This is a genomic window from Rhodohalobacter sp. (assembly GCF_034521535.1).
Lineage (GTDB): Bacteria > Bacteroidota > Rhodothermia > Balneolales > Balneolaceae > Rhodohalobacter.
Window position 1 is genome coordinate 206,711 of the sequence record NZ_JAXHMF010000010.1, and the last position, 19,994, is coordinate 226,704.

The 19,994-nt window shown below is 43.5% G+C and carries 18 protein-coding genes; 13 read left to right on the forward strand and 5 right to left on the reverse strand.

Going from position 1 to position 19,994, the window contains the following annotated elements:
- The first annotated feature begins 100 nt into the window (after positions 1-100).
- The 13 genes from U5K35_RS19215 to U5K35_RS19275 all read left to right on the forward strand — a co-directional run bounded on the left by U5K35_RS19215 (position 101) and on the right by U5K35_RS19275 (position 15,318).
- Entirely contained in the window at positions 101-838 is a 738-nt protein-coding gene (locus U5K35_RS19215; RefSeq protein ID WP_322573142.1) for an ABC transporter ATP-binding protein, read from the forward strand.
- The gene (locus U5K35_RS19220) at positions 835-1,629 is read left to right on the forward strand and encodes a hypothetical protein (protein ID WP_322573143.1); all 795 of its coding nucleotides are present in this window, start codon (positions 835-837) and stop codon (positions 1,627-1,629) included. The genes U5K35_RS19215 and U5K35_RS19220 overlap by 4 nt, the downstream gene beginning before the upstream one ends.
- A 91-nt stretch (positions 1,630-1,720) precedes the next feature.
- A complete protein-coding gene (locus U5K35_RS19225; RefSeq protein WP_322573144.1) occupies positions 1,721-2,428 on the forward strand; it encodes a type II toxin-antitoxin system HigB family toxin in 708 nt (235 codons plus the stop codon).
- A gap of 189 nt (positions 2,429-2,617) precedes the next feature.
- Entirely contained in the window at positions 2,618-2,830 is a 213-nt protein-coding gene (locus U5K35_RS19230) for an addiction module protein (protein WP_322573145.1), read from the forward strand.
- Between the two features lie 6 nt (positions 2,831-2,836).
- On the forward strand, positions 2,837-3,136 hold the full coding sequence (locus U5K35_RS19235; protein ID WP_322573146.1) for a type II toxin-antitoxin system RelE/ParE family toxin: 300 nt from the start codon (positions 2,837-2,839) through the stop codon (positions 3,134-3,136).
- Positions 3,137-3,505: 369 nt separating this feature from the next.
- A complete protein-coding gene (locus tag U5K35_RS19240) occupies positions 3,506-4,816 on the forward strand; it encodes an AMP-binding protein (RefSeq protein WP_322573147.1) in 1,311 nt (436 codons plus the stop codon).
- Positions 4,817-4,838: 22 nt separating this feature from the next.
- Positions 4,839-5,144 carry a hypothetical protein gene (locus U5K35_RS19245; RefSeq protein ID WP_322573148.1) on the forward strand — a complete coding sequence of 102 codons (306 nt, stop codon included), beginning with the start codon at positions 4,839-4,841 and terminating at the stop codon, positions 5,142-5,144.
- A gap of 258 nt (positions 5,145-5,402) precedes the next feature.
- Complete coding sequence (locus U5K35_RS19250) at positions 5,403-6,728, forward strand: glycoside hydrolase family 2 TIM barrel-domain containing protein (RefSeq protein ID WP_322573149.1); 1,326 nt, start codon at positions 5,403-5,405, stop codon at positions 6,726-6,728.
- A 592-nt stretch (positions 6,729-7,320) separates the two neighbouring features.
- On the forward strand, positions 7,321-8,142 hold the full coding sequence (locus U5K35_RS19255) for a sterol desaturase family protein (RefSeq protein WP_322573150.1): 822 nt from the start codon (positions 7,321-7,323) through the stop codon (positions 8,140-8,142).
- Positions 8,143-8,528: 386 nt separating this feature from the next.
- Positions 8,529-9,554 (forward strand): PAS domain S-box protein, encoded by a 1,026-nt coding sequence (locus U5K35_RS19260; protein WP_322573151.1) that lies wholly within the window; start codon positions 8,529-8,531, stop codon positions 9,552-9,554.
- A 171-nt stretch (positions 9,555-9,725) separates the two neighbouring features.
- Positions 9,726-10,847: an efflux RND transporter periplasmic adaptor subunit gene (locus U5K35_RS19265; RefSeq protein ID WP_322573152.1), complete on the forward strand. Its 1,122-nt coding sequence runs from the start codon at positions 9,726-9,728 to the stop codon at positions 10,845-10,847.
- Positions 10,848-13,997, forward strand: a complete 3,150-nt coding sequence (locus tag U5K35_RS19270; protein ID WP_322573153.1) for an efflux RND transporter permease subunit — start codon at positions 10,848-10,850, stop codon at positions 13,995-13,997.
- The gene (locus U5K35_RS19275; RefSeq protein WP_322573154.1) at positions 13,987-15,318 is read left to right on the forward strand and encodes a TolC family protein; all 1,332 of its coding nucleotides are present in this window, start codon (positions 13,987-13,989) and stop codon (positions 15,316-15,318) included. The genes U5K35_RS19270 and U5K35_RS19275 overlap by 11 nt, the downstream gene beginning before the upstream one ends.
- Positions 15,319-15,562: 244 nt before the next feature.
- Here the strand turns inward: U5K35_RS19275 and arsS are convergent, their stop codons facing one another.
- The 5 genes from arsS to U5K35_RS19300 all read right to left on the reverse strand — a co-directional run bounded on the left by arsS (position 15,563) and on the right by U5K35_RS19300 (position 19,846).
- Complete coding sequence (gene arsS / locus U5K35_RS19280) at positions 15,563-16,609, reverse strand: arsenosugar biosynthesis radical SAM (seleno)protein ArsS (protein WP_322573155.1); 1,047 nt, start codon at positions 16,607-16,609, stop codon at positions 15,563-15,565.
- Between the two features lie 185 nt (positions 16,610-16,794).
- Entirely contained in the window at positions 16,795-17,130 is a 336-nt protein-coding gene (locus U5K35_RS19285) for an arsenosugar biosynthesis-associated peroxidase-like protein (RefSeq protein ID WP_322573156.1), read from the reverse strand.
- A 149-nt stretch (positions 17,131-17,279) separates the two neighbouring features.
- Positions 17,280-17,729: a DinB family protein gene (locus U5K35_RS19290; RefSeq protein WP_322573157.1), complete on the reverse strand. Its 450-nt coding sequence runs from the start codon at positions 17,727-17,729 to the stop codon at positions 17,280-17,282.
- Positions 17,730-17,974: 245 nt separating this feature from the next.
- A complete protein-coding gene (leuB, locus tag U5K35_RS19295) occupies positions 17,975-19,084 on the reverse strand; it encodes a 3-isopropylmalate dehydrogenase (protein ID WP_322573158.1) in 1,110 nt (369 codons plus the stop codon).
- Between the two features lie 183 nt (positions 19,085-19,267).
- Positions 19,268-19,846 carry a hypothetical protein gene (locus tag U5K35_RS19300; RefSeq protein ID WP_322573159.1) on the reverse strand — a complete coding sequence of 193 codons (579 nt, stop codon included), beginning with the start codon at positions 19,844-19,846 and terminating at the stop codon, positions 19,268-19,270.
- Between the last annotated feature and the right edge of the window lie 148 nt (positions 19,847-19,994).

A 19,994-nucleotide genomic window follows, 5' to 3' on the forward strand; every position in this document is an offset into this window, starting at 1 on the left:
GACGGTTTCTGAAGTACATTAAAAACAAAATCGACGTTATTTTGCATGCCCATTGTGCGCTATGTTTTTAGTGGTACTGAATAGTTATTATTCTTAAAAAATGAATATTCTTACAGCAGAAAAAGTTGTGAAGGCTTACTCTAAAAATAGGAAGAGCCGCCCATTCCGATTGGAGATCGAACAGTTTAATCTTGAGCAGGGTAATTTTTCTGCGATTTTAGGTCCCAACGGTTCAGGAAAAACAACATTTCTGAAAGCAATTCTTGATCTGAGGTTTTTGTCAGAAGGGTATATTCAGATTAATGGGATCGATCACAGAGATAAATCAGCAAGGAAGGCAGTATCATACCTGCCGGAGGTTTTTTCGTTTCCGGATGATGTGAGCGTGAAAACGATGTTGCTAGATTTTGGCAGTATAGAGATTACGGATCGTGAATATCTGGAAGATAGGATTACCAGCCTTGCTCAAAAATTAAAGGCGGACTTTCTCGATAAAAAGATTAAAGAACTGTCAAAAGGAATGCGTCAAACCACAGCGCTCCTCCATACTTTTTTAACTGAAAGAAGATTGTATATCCTTGATGAGCCTTTTAACGGTCTGGATGCCGTTCAGAAAAAAGTGGTGATGGACTTTCTCCTGGGCCTGAAAGAGAAAGAAAAAATATCGGTTTTGATAACAACTCATATATTGCCAGACATTGATAAAATTTGCGATACCATTCACCTGATCCGGGATGGTAATATTTTTAAAAGTGCATCCAATAATCATATTGCAGAAAAGTTTGGTTCGGTCGAGCAGTTTTACCTGGAACAGTTTGGAGAGGGGGCTGTGTTATGACTCGATTTATCACCATACAGCTATTACGGAATAAAATCCTGATGGCATGGCCGGCAATGACCCTTTTATGTGTGCTTTTACTTTTATGGTATGGTGATGCGATAATTTCTGATCAGCAGGAAGCCGCAATTCAAATTGGTAATCTTATGCTTCCTCAGTGGCAAATTGTCACTTCGTATATAACCTTAATTGGGTTGATTGTTTTAATTTCATTTCCAGCTTTTTTAATCGAAAATCTTCGGCCGGAGAGGGCGTCCCTATTATTTTCGAAACCAATTTCCCGCACTCAGTTTTTTGGTTCGGCGTTTGCCGGAAGTATGATTGTTACCGTACTGTATACAATCGTAACAGCCGGCTTGGTTCTTATCTTTTTCCTGGTAAAAGGAGCCGGGGTACCCGGAACACTGCTGGTGGGCATTCTTGCACTTCCTCTACTTGTATTGCCCTATTTTGTTACTGTTCTATTGCTTGCCATAGTTACTAAAAATTATCTGATTACTTTCTTTCTCGGATATGTCATTACAGCACTGTCCACTTTTTTGTTGGTAGCTGAGGAGCTGTTTATTGCTTCAGGAATAGAATCTCAGCTGCTTTTTATAGCAATTACAACAGGTAATTATGTAGTGCCCGGTGTTGGACCGGCCTATGAGTTGCTTTCGATTATTGTTAATCCGGAATCAATTACAGTGGATGAGGGCTTAAATTTCACCTCTATTTCATTGCACTATCTGGCATCCATGGTACCGTTTACCGGCCTATCCTATTATTTGATCAATAAACAGGAGTTCTAGATTTTTTCTATTTATACAGCTAATGCATAGATAGTAACTTTAATGGTATAGAGAAGATTTGTGAGACAGGTTTGGGAATCAGAACGTAGAATTGGCAATTGTTTCTTCAAAAACTTTTGCCCGAAAATCATTACGTGAGTTTTGGACCAATTATTCGGATAGCGAAGATGCTTTAAAGTCGTGGTTTTCTGAAGCGTCCCGAATAGATCGGGATCAATGGGAATCACCTGCTGACATAAAGAATAACTATCCACATGCCAGTATTCTTCTTAACAATCGAGTGGTTTTCAATATCAAGGGCAATAATTATCGGTTAGTAGTCAAAATTAATTATGACTACGGACAGGTATTCATCCGTTTTGTAGTTACTCATGCCGAATACGATCCCGCTAAGCGGGAATGCAACGACAATTTAAAGCGGATTTTAATTATGCAGATTAAACCTATACATAATGAAGACGATCATCAAAAAGCATTAGATCGTATTGAAGAAATTTTTGATGCCAAGCCCGGAAGTGAAAAAGCTGACGAACTGGAAATATTGGGAATTTTAGTAGATGAATACGAAAAAAATCACTTCCCCATTGAAGCTCCCAAACCTGTAGAAGCTATCAAGTTTAGAATGGGCCAGCTTGGACTTGAGCAAAAAGATTTAGCAAAAATATTAGGTTCGAAATCAAGGGCAAGTGAAATCCTGTCAGGTAAACGATCGCTTTCTCTTGGTCAAATTAAACTACTGTACAAAAAGCTTGGTATTCCGGCTGAAATATTGATTCAAGAACAAGAACAGGTTACATAACCAGCCTCGAACCATCGGGGCTAACGGGTTAGCGTTATCTGCTCGACTTTAATGTTGATCGCCCCGCAGCAGAAATGCCAAACCGTTAAGTTTCCTTTAATTTATACTTTTCAGAATTTTTCGACTGAATGAATTGCTTTCCACAACGTTTTTAATCAACTTAGATAGCAACTAATAAACTTCATGACGATGGATAAATCATTAATAGACGAGCTTTCTCAGCTCAAAAAAAGCGAAAAATTAATTCTGGTTGAAGCGTTGTGGGATTCTATTGCGTCAGACCCATCGGAAGTGGAAGTTCCGGAGCATCACAAAGCAATTATTACAGAACGGCTTAAAACGCTTGAAAAGGACAAAGAATCGGGATCAAGCTGGGAGAAAGTCCGCCAAAAATATTTATAAACTACTGTGCCTTTATCACTAATACTTACCGAAAAGGCAGAAGAAGATTTAGATGATGCTTACTATTGGTATGAAGAAAGAGAATCTGGGTTGGGCAAAGAGGTTATTCGATGTATTGATACCAAAATTGCGAATATAAACCGTCATCCTCTTCAACACTCAGTCGTTCAAAATAAAAATGTTCGGCGAGCGCTTGTCGACAAATTTCCCTTTTCTATCTATTTCGAAATTGAAGAAGAGTTAATTACCATCTTTGCAATTCTTCATCAAAGAAGAAGTCCCGATTACTGGAAGTCGAGAATATAAACATGGAAACTTAACAAGCGTTAAGTACTCTTAGATTCAGGCTGCTTCAATCTCACCTTCTAAAAAATTTTCCCGATCTGTTTTTTCGATGTCCCAAGGAGGAGAAGAATTTGAATAGTGGGTGATATAACCAATTTTTCAACGGGGTCCTGGACGCTGTTTGGTCTATCAAAAATTGTGATAAATAGAAATTTCTAGTCTTCATTACATTATTAGCCAACAAGGCTCAGCCGCAGAAACGCATGGGCCATAAGTCACAACTCCTAAAACCTCCACCCTGCACAATTGCGACAAAGTGTGTACTTTGATTTAAAAGTGATATTTGAAGAATATCAGAGATATAACTATCGCAAAACTTATCGCTCATCTATGAAAAACTCAGCTTCTCAATCACAGTTAGACCAAATGTACACCGCCGCATTTCAGCAAAACTGGGACAGTCCGCTTTTTACGGATTACGGCGGTGAAACATCTACTTATGGTGAAGTTGCCAATCAGATTGAAGGACTGAAAATCACCCTGAGTGAAGCGGGATTGAAGCCCGGAGATAAGGTTGCGATCTACGCCCGAAATTCGTCAAACTGGGCTACAGTATTTTTCTCAATCATGGCATTTAAAGGTGTGATAGTCCCTATTCTGCCGGATTTTACGCCTGAGAACGCGCATCATATTTTAAAGCACTCCGGCGCGAAAGCACTATTCGTGGCAGACTCTCTATTTGCGAACCTGAACTCATCGGAGCTAAAAGATTTAAATCTTATCGTTTCCACGGATGATTTTAAAATTCTGAATAAAAAATCAGATTCATCATCGCAGTCGGCAATGGATCATTCAGCGAGTGTGGAGAAGCAGGATTTTGCGTTTCCAAAACGGGATGATGAAGATCTTTTGGTCCTTTCATACACGTCAGGTTCCATGGGTTTTTCGAAAGGTGTGATGCTACCGGTGCGGAGTATTGAATCAAATATTATTTATGCGCGGGAGAATATGCCGCTTAAAGCCGGCGACCGTATTGTCTCCATTTTACCCATGGCGCACATATTCGGTCTGGCGTTTGAGAATCTTTTTCCAACCTCAATGGGGTGCCACATTACATTTCTGACCAAAGTACCGACTCCGCAGATACTTTTGAAAGCGCTTGGAGAGGTTAAGCCACATCTCATTTTGCTGGTTCCGCTGATTATTGAAAAGATCTACAAAAAGCGAATCGTGCCCTCACTTGAAAAGCCTGCGATTAAAGCGCTGTTGGCTATACCGGGAATCAGGAACCTGATCTATAAAAAAACGCGAAAAAGCCTGATTGAGAGTTTTGGCGGTAACTTCCATGAAGCGGTTGTTGGCGGAGCGGCATTAAGTCCTGAAGTGGAGTCGTTTTTCCGAAAAATTGAATTCCCTTTTACGATCGGCTACGGAATGACAGAATGCGGGCCGCTGATCAGCTACGCACCTCATGATGTGACAAAAAAAGGATCATCAGGTAAGCTGGTCGACCGGATGGAAGTACGGATAGACAGTGAAAAACCATATGAGGAAGCCGGTGAAATTCAGGTAAAAGGCCGGAATTTGATGCTGGGTTACTATAACAATAAAAAAGCCAACGAGCAGGCCTTTACAAAAGATGGCTGGTTCAAGACGGGAGACCTGGGGATTACCGATGACCGAGAATTTTATCTTCATTAAAGGCCGCAAAAAAAATATGCTATTGGGGCCGAGCGGTCAAAATGTATATCCAGAAGAGCTGGAGTCGCGGCTTATGAACTTTCCGTTTATTCAGGAGTGTGTAATCATACAGCGCAATAACCGGTTGGTGGCTAAAGTTTATCCGGATGCTGAAATGATGAATTCAACCGGGACAAAAGAGGAGGACCTTGATGATATCATGGAGAAAACGCGCCGATCCTATAATAAAGCTGTAGCGTCTTACGAACAGCTGACGGGCATTGAACTTGTAGATCAGGAGTTCGAAAAAACACCGAAGAAAAATATCAAACGCTTTTTATATACCTGATATCATATCTGCGTGAAGCGTTCAGGATTTCATTTAAACTGTTTATTGATCATCGGAATAGAATGATGCAGATTAAAACTGATTTCCTTATTTCTCTCGCAGAGCTACGCAGATGAATCCGCTGAGTTTCGCAGAAATTCCCAGGTGAAACCGATGACAATCTATAAACTAGAGTGGCATAGGTGAATAGACTTCTCTAAATTTTAGATGGAAAGGTCGGATATAAACGGCCAGTGAAAATCAAAAAAGAAATTCATCATGGATAGAAAAGAGTGGCTGCTTAAAACTTCACTTTATACGGCGGGAAGTTTAGTTTTGGTGCAAAATCCGTTATCGCGCCTGTTGGGCCGGACAAAACGAGTAAACGAACCCATACCTGTAGAGATAAAGGAGGAGAATGGTTCATTTCAAATGTACAGGGGCGGTGAACCTTATTACATAAACGGAGCCGGAGGTGGCGGGCATCTCGAACTTCTTGCTTCAGTCGGCGGTAATTCGATTCGAAGGTGGAGTACAGGTCCGGATACGATGAACCTTCTGGACAGGGCACACCGCAACGGAATATCCGTTTGCCTGGGATTAAATATGGGAAGTGAGCGGCATGGTTTTGATTATGATGATGAGGAAGCCGTTGCATCGCAGCTGGAAAGAATGCGCGGTGAGGTTCTGAAATACAAGGATCATCCGGCTGTTCTGGTGTGGGGAATCGGTAATGAACTGAACCTCAACTATACAAATACCAATATGTGGCACGCGGTTAATGATGTTTCAAAAATGATTCATGAGGAAGACCCTTATCATTTAACCACAACCATGATGGCAGGTATCAATCAAGAGAGAATAGACCATATCAAAGAGAAGTGCAGCGATCTGGATTTGTTGTCCATCAACACCTACGGGAGCCTTCCACTTCTTCCCGAAAACATACGGAAATTTGGCTGGAATAAAGCCTATATAGTCACAGAATGGGGTCCTACGGGTCACTGGGAATCACCTCGCACGGAATGGGATGTTGCCATCGAAGAAACATCAACCGTGAAAGCGGAGCTCTACAAGGATCGCTATCAGGCTTCGATGGGATCGGATAGTGCAAAATGCCTGGGGTCTTATGTGTTTTTGTGGGGGCAAAAGCAGGAGAGGACACATACCTGGTACGGAATGTTTTTGGAAAACGGTGATCCCATAGAGGTGGTCGATTCGATGCAGTATAATTGGACCGGTAAATGGCCGGAAAAACGCTCACCCGGAATTGATGACTACCGGCTTGACGGGAAGACAGCGCTCGAAAGTGTCTACTTGAAAGCGGGTCAGCAGGTTGAAGCGGAGGTCTTTCCAATTAACCGGTCTTCAGGAAATATAGCGGTTGAATGGGAAGTTTTTCACGAGAGCACCGATCTGCAGCTTGGCGGTGACCGGGAAGAGAAACCTCCAAAGGTGGAAGGAGTTCTTAGCCGGGGTGGAGGAACTACGGTACGACTAAATGCACCGGAAAAGGAGGGAGCTTATCGCATCTTTGTCTATTTGGAAGATGAGGATATTAATCGTGTGGCAACAGCAAATATTCCGTTTTACGTGCGTGATTAATCTTGATGCTGTATAAGAGTATTGACCTGTAAAATATAAAGGATGTGAGATTGGGATAAGGGTTTCCCCTGCGTATAAGATTTTGTCTCAAAGTATTATCTGGGAGGGGTCTGAGGCCTGATATTACCCATATGAATTTGGAATAATTTAAAATGTTTTCTGTAATACTTTTGGGCCGCCAAAAGTATTCAAAAGCTCCCGGTCGGTGATTGCTTCCGGGCCTGGTTTGCCCGCGCGGTTACACAACATCGATTGCTCCCAAAAGGGAGCCGATATTGTGATGTCTCCCGCGCTTTGGTGCAAACCATGCTAATCCTCCACCAATCAAGGCCGGAGGATTTTTTCGTTCCTTTTAAAAAATGTTTGTGTTAAAAATTGAATCAAGATTTTATTAATTATAAAAACGAACACTTAATTAATTGACTTCAAAACAGGAAATTAAGGGACTTATTATGTTGCTAAATTGATTTATATATATGAACTCACGTTAAATTTGAATAGGGAATTCTTTTTGTGATTTCTCTATTGTTAGTGGTGGGTAACGGCATGGCAAGATCGTTCACCTTATTGTCATTTTTAAATCAGACTTCTAATGGAATCTATTCTTATATCCTTGCAGGAAACGCAGGTCATTGTAATGATCGTCATCTTACTGCTTCTTTTTATGTGGGAATCCCTGCATCCTTTTTACGCATATTTTAGCGGATCATTTAAAACCCGGGGAAAACATGCTTTTCGCAATTTGATAGTCGGCTCTATAAACGGGCTGATGGTAAGCCTGGTTTTTGTCGGGCTTTGGCTAACGGCTTCACTTTGGGCTGAGGAGGCCCGGTTTGGAATCATGCACTGGCTTGAAGAGGGGCTGGGAATTCCTCTTTGGGCGCACGCCGTGGGAGCGGTATTTCTTCTCGACTTCTGGACCTACACATGGCATCGATTAAATCACGAAGTGCCCTTTTTCTGGCGGTTCCACAGTGTTCATCATTCCGATAACAAAATGGATGTAACCACCGCCAGTCGCTTTCACCTGGGAGAAATTTTCTTGTCCTCACTATTTCGTATTCCTCTCATTGCCTTATTTGGCGTGTATCTCTGGGAGCTGGTTCTGTACGAAATCGTGATGTTTGCCGTGGTACAGTTCCATCATGCCAATGTTGGCCTGCCTGAAAAGTACGACCGGATACTTCGCACTGTAATCGTTACCCCGAACATGCACCGGGTTCACCATTCACGATGGCAGCCGGAAACGGATTCAAACTATAGCTCCCTGTTTTCATTCTGGGACCGCATAGCCCGAACGTTTCGGATCAACCCAAAGCCTGAAACCATTCAATTAGGCCTTGATCAGCTCGATCGTGATGAAGATCAAACGGTGAAGGGAATGTTTAAAACTCCTCTGAAAAAGCAGGATTAAATCCGAAATGTGCTGAAGGTTCGAACAAGACGAATCTGACTTCCGTCAGTAAAGTTGACGGCTCATAAATCAAATCAAGAAGTCGTGGTATTATTTAATCTGTTCACATTTAATTACTTACCTCGTTAATCAATCACTGTGGCGCTAATTTTTGTTATTAGGATGAGGTCAGCAAATATGATGCATAGTAAGTTCAGGCAGACAAGAAATGATCAAATCTTTATTTATTGTGCTTAAAAAATTGTTCCATTTAGATATTTTTATAACTGGTTAAATGATATAGAGTTAAGCCGATATAAAAGTTAAGGACAGAAACGGATCATATATAATACTAACGAAACATAAGATGCTTTCTCCAATCTAAATAACCGGAGCAGTGTTAAATTATGATGAATAGCGCAATAACTCAGGAAAAGATGAACAGCACCATTCTGGATAGTATTGGGGAGGCTGTGGTGATTGTGGATCCATCCGGACGAATCATTCGAAATTGTAATTCAGTAACTGAAGTTCTGTTTGGTTACAGTAAAAGTGAGTTGATAGGCCAAAAAACATCCATTCTTCATGTGAACCGTGAACATTTCAAGAAATTCGGCGAAGAGAGTGAAAAAATTCTCAACCGCGGTGATGTTTATAAGGGTGAATTTCAGATGAAAAGAAAAGACGGAAGTATCATTGATACCTACAATACGGTAAGTTCTCTTAATAAAGAGCAAGGCTGGGAAGAAGGTGTTGTTAGTGTGATCCGGGATGTTACGGATCAAAAAGAGACGGAGAAACAGCTTCAAAGTCATGTAAAAGAGAGATCCATTCTGCTTGCAGAAATGCATCACCGGGTGAAGAATAATCTGGCCGTTATAGCCGGCCTGCTCTACATACAGATTGAATCTTCGGTTAACGAAGCTGTGGTGGAAAGCCTCAAAACGTCTTATTGCCGCTTGCAGTCAATCGCGCAGGTTCATGAACAGCTCTATAAAGATGCCGAAATGGACGCAAATATATCTCTGAATTCCTACCTGCATCAGATGGCTGAGAATGTGGATGAGATTATCATCCTGCCGGGTATAATTATCTCTGTTGATATTCAATGCCAAGATATTACCATTCCGCTACTGCAGGCAGTTCCCCTTGGATTGCTGCTATCGGAACTATTGGTAAATGCTTATAAACACGCATTTGAAGGAAGAGAGAAGGGACGCATACAAATTTCATGTAATATCAAAGATCATCATCTGAACATCGATGTTTCAGATAACGGCATCGGATTGCCGGAGGGCTTCTCTCTAGATTCGGGATCAATCGGGATGGAGATTGTTCAGACGCTTACAGAACAATTGAACGGGCGTTTTTCATACACATCACAAGAAGGAAAAGGGACCGCTTTTACGGTTTCATTTATCGTTGCAGAGTAAAAATTAAACACCTTAAGATTTGTTATCAGGTGTTTAATTTAATTGAACAATATTGCACTTCATTTCAGGATTAGAAAAAGGCGTTAAATAAAAGTCAGACCGGGAATTGAACTATACAGACCTCACCTAAGTTAAATAGGCGTAAATGAATCGTAATCTTAAAGAAGCTGTATGGACAACCGAAAAATATCGGTGCTCTCCGGAATTGTAATTTTTATAGCAACACTGTTTTTCTCCTGGTATATCATTTCAGGTGATGATGAAGATGAAGGTGTTTCTCAAGAAACTGAGGGCGCTCCTGTTTTAATGATGGAATATGTCCCAGATACCATCCAATCCACTATTCAATTTACGGGTCGTGTCATCCCATTTGATCAGTATGACATCACAGCCGAGGTATCAGGCATTTTTGAAGGAAGTGAGCGGGTTTTTAAAACAGGAACGGCTTTCAATCGCGGAGAGGTGATTATTCAAATCAAAGATGATGAGGAACGACAGAATCTGGAAGCTTCCCGATATGAATTTGCGGCGCTTATTTCCCAGATTTTACCGGACATCAGTATTGACTACTCCGAGCATTACGATAAATGGCAGGCCTATCTGGATGAACTGGACGCAACAAATTCACTAAAACCACTACCTGAAGTTTCGGATCGTCAATTCCGGATGTTTCTGAATCGTCAGAATATTTTCAGCCGATTTTCTTCGATCCGAAGTCAGGAAGTCAGGCTTCAGAAATACACCATTCTTGCACCGTATAATGGAGTTGTTACAAGCCATTCCATCAATCCAGGTACTTTGGTTCAAACCGGTCAGCAGCTGGGGCAGTTCACCGGGACAGATAACCTGGAAATTGAGGCTTCAATACCGGCATCTGAAGCGAGATTTATTTCTGTAGGGGATGAGGTAACGGTACGGTCAGAAGATATTACATCTGAAAGTTTTAGCGCCGTAATCAGCCGGAAAAATGCGGTAATCGACCCGGGTACGCAAAGCCTGAAAGTTTATATGGAGATTACAAACTCGGAACTTGAGCCGGGCAGTTACCTGGAGGGCGAAGTTCGGGGCCAAAGCTTTGAGAATGCCTTCAAAGTTCACAAAGATATTCTGGTTCGGGATAATGAGCTCTTTGTTGTTGAAGATGATAGGGCCAAACTTCAAACCGTGCGGCTATTGGCCAGTGCGGGCGACAGCATGATTGTTTCAGGCCTCGAGCCCGGAACACAAATTATTGATGAGTTTAGAAATGCTGTGTTTGAAGACGCGAAGGTAACGGAACGGGAGGAAGAGTAGATGCGCAGTGTGATCAATTTTTTCGTAAAGCACGTTGTTCTTGTAAACCTCTCGATTTTAGTGATTCTATTTTTCGGGGTGCTTGCCGCTTTCAATTTGTCTTCAACATTTTTTCCGGAGCAACAACCCCGGTTTATCAATGTTCAAGCCGTTTATCCCGGCGCCTCACCCATTGAAATGGAGGAGAGTATTGTTTTAAAGATCGAGGATAATGTAAAGGCGGTCGACGGAGTAAAGGAGATTACATCGCGTACCGAAGAAGACCGGACCACGGTAACGATTGAAATTGAAACAGGTATTGATCCGAATGTCGCCCTTCAGGAGATTAAGAATGAGGTAGACCGAATCAGTACATTTCCTACCGGACTTGAGGAGCTGACGGTTTCAAAAGAAGATCAGCTCAACCCGGGAGGGCGGATGGTACTTCGCGGCGATGTTTCCATTACAGCACTTCAGGAACTTGCAGATCAGGTTGAGGATGAACTTCGCAAATATGACAATATATCACGCGTCAGTATATTTGGATACAATAGTCCGGAGGTTGAGATCAGCGTCAGGGAGTCGGCACTCAGAAATTATGGCCTCACCATCGATGACATTGCCAATGCAGTATCAGCGGAAAACATCAGGTCTACGGGCGGAATTCTGCGTGGAAGCGAACTTGAATACCGGATTAGGGTAGAACAGAGAGACTATTACGCAACGGGATTTAAAGACATTCCTGTTCTAACGCAGGCAGACGGCACTATTATACGTCTGAGTGATGTGGCTTATGTTGAGGATGATATTGAGGAAGGGGCCCAGCGCGTATTCCTTGATGGTGAGCGTTCCATAAGCATCTCTGTAAACACGACCAACAATGAAGATATCCTTCAGGCTTCGGAAAGTATAAAGGAGTACATCGAAAAATTTAATGAAGGGCGATCGGGAGTTGAGTTGGTTCTGGTGGATGATGCCACTCAAAATTTGAGAGAGCGGATTGGACTGTTGCAGGCCAACGGCCTTTTGGGAGCTGCACTGGTGCTTCTGCTTTTGGGAATGTTTTTAAGAGTACGCCTTGCGTTTTGGGTGGCCTTAAGCATACCGATTTCGCTATGCGGGATGTTTATTCTGGCAATATGGTATGGGCTGACCATTAATGTGATCTCCCTTTTCGGGATGATTATTGTAATAGGTATTCTGGTGGATGACGGTATTGTGGTGGGAGAAAACATCTTTCAGAAATACGAGGATGGTCTACCGCCAATAAAAGCTGCGGTGGAAGGAACCTTGGAAGTAGCGTCAGCTGTGGCATCCGCAATTATTACAACAGTGCTGGCATTCTCCTTTTTCTTTTTTATTCCGGGACAACTAGGAGAGTTTTTCTCTGATGTTGCTTTTGTGGTTTCCGCCACGCTGATCGTCTCACTTATCGAAGTTTTTATCTTCCTGCCTGCACACCTTGCCCACTCCAAATCGCTAAGAAAAAACGGTTCAAACGGACGATTTCAGGAGAAAGTTGCAAACTCCATCAAGTCTTTTCGGGATCGATACTATATTCCGGTTTATCAATTTTCACTCCGGAACAAGGCATTTGTATTTTTATGCACGCTTTCTGTTCTGGTATTCAGTATCGCAGCAATCAACGGATCGATCATTCGCACCACCTTTTTCCCCGAAATTGAAGAGAACAGCATTTCGGTAGAGGTGTTTCTCACCCGTGCAATTAATGTAGAGTATACGGAGCGGCAGGGTGAACGAATGGTGGCTGCCGGGGAGAGGCTTAATGAAAAGTATAGAGATCAGTTCAACATCGACGAAGATATTATCCGGAATATCGAGATGAGAGTCGGGTACGAAACCAATGAGCTCAATATGAACTACTATCTGATGTCGTCGGAGGAGCGCCCCATTCGGACGTCAGAAATCATTGCTGATTTACGCAAAGAAGTGGGGGATATTCCGCGTGCAGAACGGGTTTCGTACGGAGGTGCATCACCTTTTGGAAAACCGGTAGCGATTTCCCTTTTTTCATCGAATTTTGACGAGTTGAATCTCGCAGCCGACAGGCTGATGGAGGAGATGAGAGATAACCCAAATCTGGCTGATGTATTGGACAACCGCGATGATGAGGAGCCTGAAATTCATATTGAGCTGAAGGACCAGGCATATGCACTTGGACTGACAACAGCAGAAGTGAGCCGGCAGGTAAGAGACGGATTTTTTGGAAATGAAGTTCAAAGACTTCAGCGGGGAAAAAATGAGGTACGTGTTTGGGTGAGGTATGATGAAGAAGAGCGAAGAAGTCAGGCCGACATTCTCAACATGGAGATCACGGACGCCGGTGGAGGCCGCCATCCGTTAAGTGAGTTGGCAGATTTAAGTTATCAGCAGGGACTGGTGGCCATCTATCACAGGGACGGCGTAAGAGAAGTATTGGTGGAGGCGGACGTGTCGGATCCAACCGTATCCGCACCTGACGAACTCAGCAATCTTGAAAATAGTGTGCTGCCTGAAATCATATCATCCTACCCATCAATCAGCTATGCACTGCAGGGTGAAGCTCAGGAAACAGGGGAAGTATTTGATGCAGCAAAAACAGTACTACCGGTCATTTTACTTCTGATATTCACAGTTATTGTATTCACCTTTAAATCTGTTTCCCAGGCGCTGGTGATTATTGCCATAATTCCGTTCGGGATCATTGGTGCGGTGTGGGGACACTATATTCATGGAATTCCGCTTGGTATACTCTCTCTGCTCGGGATTATTGCTCTTATCGGAATTTTGGTTAATGACGGACTTGTGCTTGTAACGGCCTATAATGATAACCTTCGAAGAGGGATGGACGTTTATGAAGCGATGATTGAAGCGGGCAGATCCCGTTTTCGTCCAATTATTCTGACTACGGGAACCACAGCTGTCGGCCTGGCACCACTCATTCTGGATCAGAGTTTCCAGGCGCAGTTCCTGATTCCCATGGCGGTAAGCGTAGCTTACGGACTGTTGGGAGCCACATTTATTTTATTAATTTTATTGCCAATTTTGCTCATTACATCAAGCAATCTGATTCGTGCGATACATTGGATATGGGAAGGAGAGTGGATTTCCATCGAGTCGGTACAGCCTGTTGTTAAAGATTTAAACTGGGAGCGTGAAAATGATGAATAAAACTGTTTATCTGCTTGTTATACTATTTTTGATGCCTTTCCTGGCGGTAGGACAGAACTCCGCTGAACTGTCGCTGAGTGAGGCAATTAATAAAGCCCTTGATGAGAATCATTCAATTATTATCTCCAGAAATCTGACAGAGATTGATGAAAACAGTGCCACACTTGGAAATGCCGGGTATCTGCCAAATCTGTCGCTGAACAGCTCATATCAGGAATCGATTGAAGATTCAAGGTTGGAGTTTGCTAACCAGCAAGGGCAGGATGTAGAAGGAAGTCGATCAAATCAGTTTAATGCGAGCCTGGATCTGGAATGGGTTTTGTTTGATGGATTCGGCAACAGATACCGGCTTCAGTCACTTGAACGAAGCCGTGATTTGAGTGAGGTACAAAGCAGAGCGGAGATTGAGGCAACGCTCCTTGAAGTGATTGAAAGATATCTTGAAGTAAGCACGCAGGCTCAGCTTCTGGATGTTACCCGGGAAGCTGTTGAGATCTCCAATGAACGATATCTTCGGGCAAAGGAAAATTTTGAAGCGGGTGGCGGATCACGGGTGGATGTGCTGAATGCGGAGGTGAGTTTGAATCAGGACAGTGTTCGGGTGGTTGAAACCGAAGTGAACCTGAATCGGGCTAAACGTAATTTACAGGTTTTGTTGGGCGACAATCCTTCCGGTGAAGTGACGGTTCAGCAGGAGTTTGAACTGGATCAGCAGCTTTCTCTGGATGATTTACTCCTCAAGTCAGCTTCCAATAATGCCAGTCTGCGGTCTGCAGCTATTGAGCTTGAGCAGGCAAAACTACAGCTTCAGGAGACACAATCCGGTCGCTACCCTCAAATATCGACCAATGCAAGCTATAATTACAACAGGCTGGAGAGCGATGCAGGTCAGTTTTTATTTCGGGAGACGGATGGGTTTAATGCCGGTATTACATTTAGTTTCCCAATTTTTGATGGATTCAGAAGAAATATCTCCGTTCAAAATGACAAGATCCGGGTGAAAAACAGTGAGGAGCAGCGAAGGCTTACAGAGAAGGAGATTGAAAGTGCACTTTTAAACGCGTACGAAACCTATAATTCCAATCTCTACCTGTTGGAAAAGCAGCAGTTAAATGTTGAAACGGCCGAGCTGAATTTTGAGAGAACGGAACTGGCTTTTGAGCAGGGTCAGGTTTCAAATACGGATTTCAGAGAAGCCCAGCTCAATCTTCTTGAAACACGTCAGAATTTGATTTCACAGCGCGTTGAGGCAAAACTCTCTGAGATTGAGCTTCTTCAGATTTCGGGACAGATCTTGAATAGAGTGTCAGAAAATAACTGAGAACCAGGTTTTGATTTATAGAATGCCAATTTGGGTAATTGATTCCCGCTTAAATAATTTAATTTTTTTTGGACTCACCCTATTTCCCTCTCTAACTAATAGAGAGGGATTTAACGTCTAAATTATTTAAGCTCATTTACGTGAATATTTACTTTTTGGACAGCCTTAAACGCAATAGTAAGTATTTAAGAATTTTATTCAGATCAGGAGTGAGATCAGAAAAATCGGATTGCGGAGTAATATATCAGGTCACCGCCCCGCCGCAGCTGCTTCCGGCGCCGGCCGTGCATCCATAGCAGTGCTGATCTGTCACAATCTCCCGGTTGTTTAGTTTTTCCAGGTCCCAGTCTTTGATGTGATCCGGTGCACCGTGGTTGGTTTTCATCTGCAACATCTGGTTGAAGTCACAGTCATAAAGTGAGCCGTCCCAGCCGATAGAAATGGTATTGCGGCACATTACGCCCATAGCTGCTGAGGGATTAAAAGAGGTGACCAGTTTCTCCATGTACTCCTCCAGATTTCCGCTCTCCACCAGAAAATTGAGATAGCGGCTGATTGGAAGATTGGTAATCGTAAACAGATCGTTGAATACAATCTCATGATCTTTCCACAGGCGCTCTTTGTACTGCTGTTTCAGACTCTCCTGATCGCCCGGTAAAAATGCTCCGACCGGATTGTAGACAAGGTTCAGCAACAGTCCGGTATCCTCTTTGCCGTAGCCGATAGAGTTAAGCAGTTTTAGCACTTTCATCGATTTGTCGTAGGTGCCTTCACCCCGCTGGATATCGGTTCGGCGCTTGCTGTAAAAAGGCAGCGAACAGGTGATCTCAACTCCGCGATCGGCCATAAACTGCGGGAGGTCCTCAAACTTGCGGGTGTCCAGTATGGTAAGGTTGGACCGAACGATAATATGTTTTCCAAGTTTGGAAGCTTCATCCACAAACCATCGAAAATGCGGGTTCATCTCCGGCGCGCCTCCTGTTAGATCTACAGTTTCAATATCAGAATCCTTCAATGCATCCAGACAATATTGAAGTGTCTCCTTCGTCATGATCTCCTTTCGATCCGGTCCGGCATCCACGTGACAGTGCTTGCAGGTCATATTGCACATGTAGCCCACGTTGATTTGGAAAATCTCTATTCCGGTCGGCTTGAGTGGGAAAAGCCCGATACCTTCCAGCTTCTCCTCAAACTTATCGAGGGTTTTAATTTTTTCGGTGTGATTGTTGATGACATCCAGTTGAACGGTAGGATTGGACAGCGAATGACTTTGTGCAATTAGGGACTTCATGATTCTTTAGTGAAAATGTGAAAAAGCAAAAGTGAAAAGTAAAAAAGGTTTCTCCCCTGGAGGGGAGTGCGGCTTTAGCCGTGAGGGGTTTTATACAATACATCGATATAAATAGAACTACACCCCTCCCCGCCTTATGGCGGTACTCCCCTCAAGGGGAGATTATCTACTTGTATCTAAAACGACTACATACTCAGCTTATCCACTTTATTCATCATTTGAACGCTGTGAACAAGCGAGGCTCCTCCGCGAATGGCGGTTGCCACATGAACAGCCTCCATCATCTGTTCTTCAGAGCAACCTTTTTCCAAGGTGTCTTCAGTATAGGCGTCTATGCAATAGGGACACTGAATGGTATGAGCGACAGCCAGGGCGATGAGTGATTTTTCGCGGGCGGTCAGTGCTCCCTCTTCAAAGACGGAACCGTAGTAATCGAAAAATTTCTTACCCAGCTTCTCCTGGAAATCGGTTACGTTTTCAAACTTTTTGAGGTCTTCAGGATTGTAATAGGTTTTATCCATATTGTAGAGTTAGTTTTTGAATGAATATAAATGAAGGCCGAAATTGGAGACTTGTCAGCAAGACAGAAATAATCGCTCTACCATTCAATCAGACGTTCCGAGTAGATGAAAAATTACTTATGTGAAAAGATGTCCGGATTTTTATTTGATCAGGAATCTGTTTCGAGCATGCGTCTTAGGTAATTGATCTGTCCCAAATGATACATCAGGTGGCCTGAGAGATGTATCAGAAAGAAACCTAACGTCATGAGGTGACCGAACAGTGCTTCAGGAAATTCTTCGTTCAGGCGGGAGTCGTCCAGATTCTTCAGCACAGATGAGACCATATCCTGGGTCTCTTCAATTTGCATCAGTATTTGATCACGAGGTACGTTCTGCATGCTAAACTCGGCAGGACGGTCGCGTTCGTAGCCTGTATCTCCAATCTTTGAGCCAACGTAATAGTTGAGGTTACCGATTAGATGAAGGGTGAGATTACCGGCACTATTGGTGATTTCTCCGGTCGTTTTCCAAAGATTTTCTTCCTTCTCAAAAGCTGAAATCTCGGTGAAAAGCCGTCTAAGATCTCGATTTAAGATTTTTTCAAAATCGTTAATCATAGTTTTACCGGTAAATAAATGTTGTTCTTTTTAACTACTCCCAAAGATGAGAATCTTTGAGTAATTAAAAAATATGGCAGAAGGGATTATCATTAATTAACAAGCAATTTCCAATCTCTTTTAAATGAGAAGCTATACGAAGTTCAGCCATGAAACTACACGACTTATTCCCGTGTAGAAGACTCGGTTTTAAATCATAGTTTTGTATAAATGCACTGACCGTGCGTTGATTATAAAGAGTATACTTAAACGGTTGCTTCAGTTGATTTGATTTTCTGCCGGAGAGCCCTGAGCAGCTGTTCGCCCATCATCTCTGTACCAATCTTTTTTGTACCCGGTTCATCCCTGAAAAGATCAGCAGTTCTGTAACCGTCTTTCAAAACCGTTTCTATCGATGATTCGATTTTTTTTGCGGCTTCTTCCATACCCAACGAGTACCGGCATAAAAGTGCAGCTGATGCCACGGCAGCCAGGGGATTGGCCGTATCCATTCCGGCAATGTCAGGTGCTGACCCATGTACGGGTTCATAAAGTCCATTGGTTTCACCCAGGCTGGCCGAAGGAAGCATTCCGATCGACCCGGTTAGCATAGCGGCTTCATCGCTGAGGATATCGCCGAATAGATTTCCGGTTACCATCACATCGAACTGCCTTGGATCACGTACCAGCTGCATGGCGCAGTTGTCAACAAGCATGTGGGACAATTCTACATCGGGATACTCTTCGGATACTTCAATGACCGATTTTCTCCACATTCTGGAACTTTCCAGTACGTTGGCTTTATCCACGGACAAGACTCGTTTATCGCGTAAACGCGCCGCTTCAAATGCTTTTCTGGCAATTCGATGAACCTCCGACCGGCTGTACTTCATGGTATCAACTGAAAATGGATCACCGTTCTCTTCTGACGTAAGCCTCGGCTCACCGAAATAGATTCCTCCGGTGAGCTCACGCATAATCAGGATATCCGTTCCTGAAATGATCTCATTTTTCAGGGTGGAGGCACCGGCAAGAGCCGGATAAACCTGTATTGGTCTGAGGTTTGCGTAGACTCCCAATTCCTTGCGGAGTTTTAATAAAGCAGCTTCCGGGCGCTTATCGGCGGCGAGGTCATCCCATCTTGGGCCACCGACGGCGCCCAGAAGCACGAATTTGTGTTTTTTACAGAGCTCAAGTGTCTCTTCAGTCACCGGTTCACCGTCACGGTCATATCCGATACCGCCAAAGTTTCTTTCGATGGTGTTTATTTCCACGTTGTAAGCGCGACAGGCTTCTTTCAATACGGTTACAGCAACTTCAGTTACTTCCGGCCCGATGCCGTCGCCCGGGAGGGTGATGATGGTTTGTTGTGTCATTTTTTTGTGTTTATAAAAATTGGTTTAAAATAATCCCCTCTCGAGAGGGGATAAGTGAAGACAAATCGGCGAAGCCGGGTTTGTCAAGCGAGGGGTGTGTTCCCTTTTAGGGCTCGTACACACCCCTGCTCCGTTCGCAGAACGCTCGCGGACCTGTCCCCTCTCAAGAGGGGAGGTTTATGATCATCCGGCAGCAGGCATCATCCCGGTCTGACGTGCATAGGCAAAGATTCCGCCGGCGTGTACGATATCCGCGACACTTCCCAGTGAATTCAATTCGTAAGTTTTACCCTGAGTGTGATTGATCAGGGCCGGAGCTTCAGGATCAATCTCGAGTTGATCGCCTGTGTGAATCTCTTTGCTGAGATCCTCAACACTTTCATAAGGCGTTAGAAACCCTCCATCGACCGAATTACGATAAAAAATCCGTGCATATGAAGGAGAGACAATCGCCTTAATTCCCGCAATTTCAAGACAAGCCGGAGCGTGTTCGCGTGAGGAGCCGCATCCGAAATTGTCACTTGCCACAATAATACTGAATTCACTTTCGGTTGCCCCATCTTTGGTAAGTGGGATGTTGCCATTCGGTAATCCCGACTCAGGTGCGGGCACTCCCGAAAGGGCATATTTCCCATAGAGCTTGCGCTCTTCCGGATCGCTCAGGCTGTAGACTAAATGAGCGGCCGGGATGATCTGATCGGTGTCGATATTTTTTCCAAGCACAAAGGCTTTCCCTTTAATGGATTTTGGTTTGTTAGTCATGGTGTTGTTTTAATTGATTTATAAAATTTGGTTCTCTGGAATCCCCTCTTGAGAGGGGAAAAGTGCAGACAAACAGGCGAAGCCGGGTTTGTCAAGCGAGGGGTGTGTTCCCTTTTAGGGCTCCGAACCCTACTCGACACACCCCTGC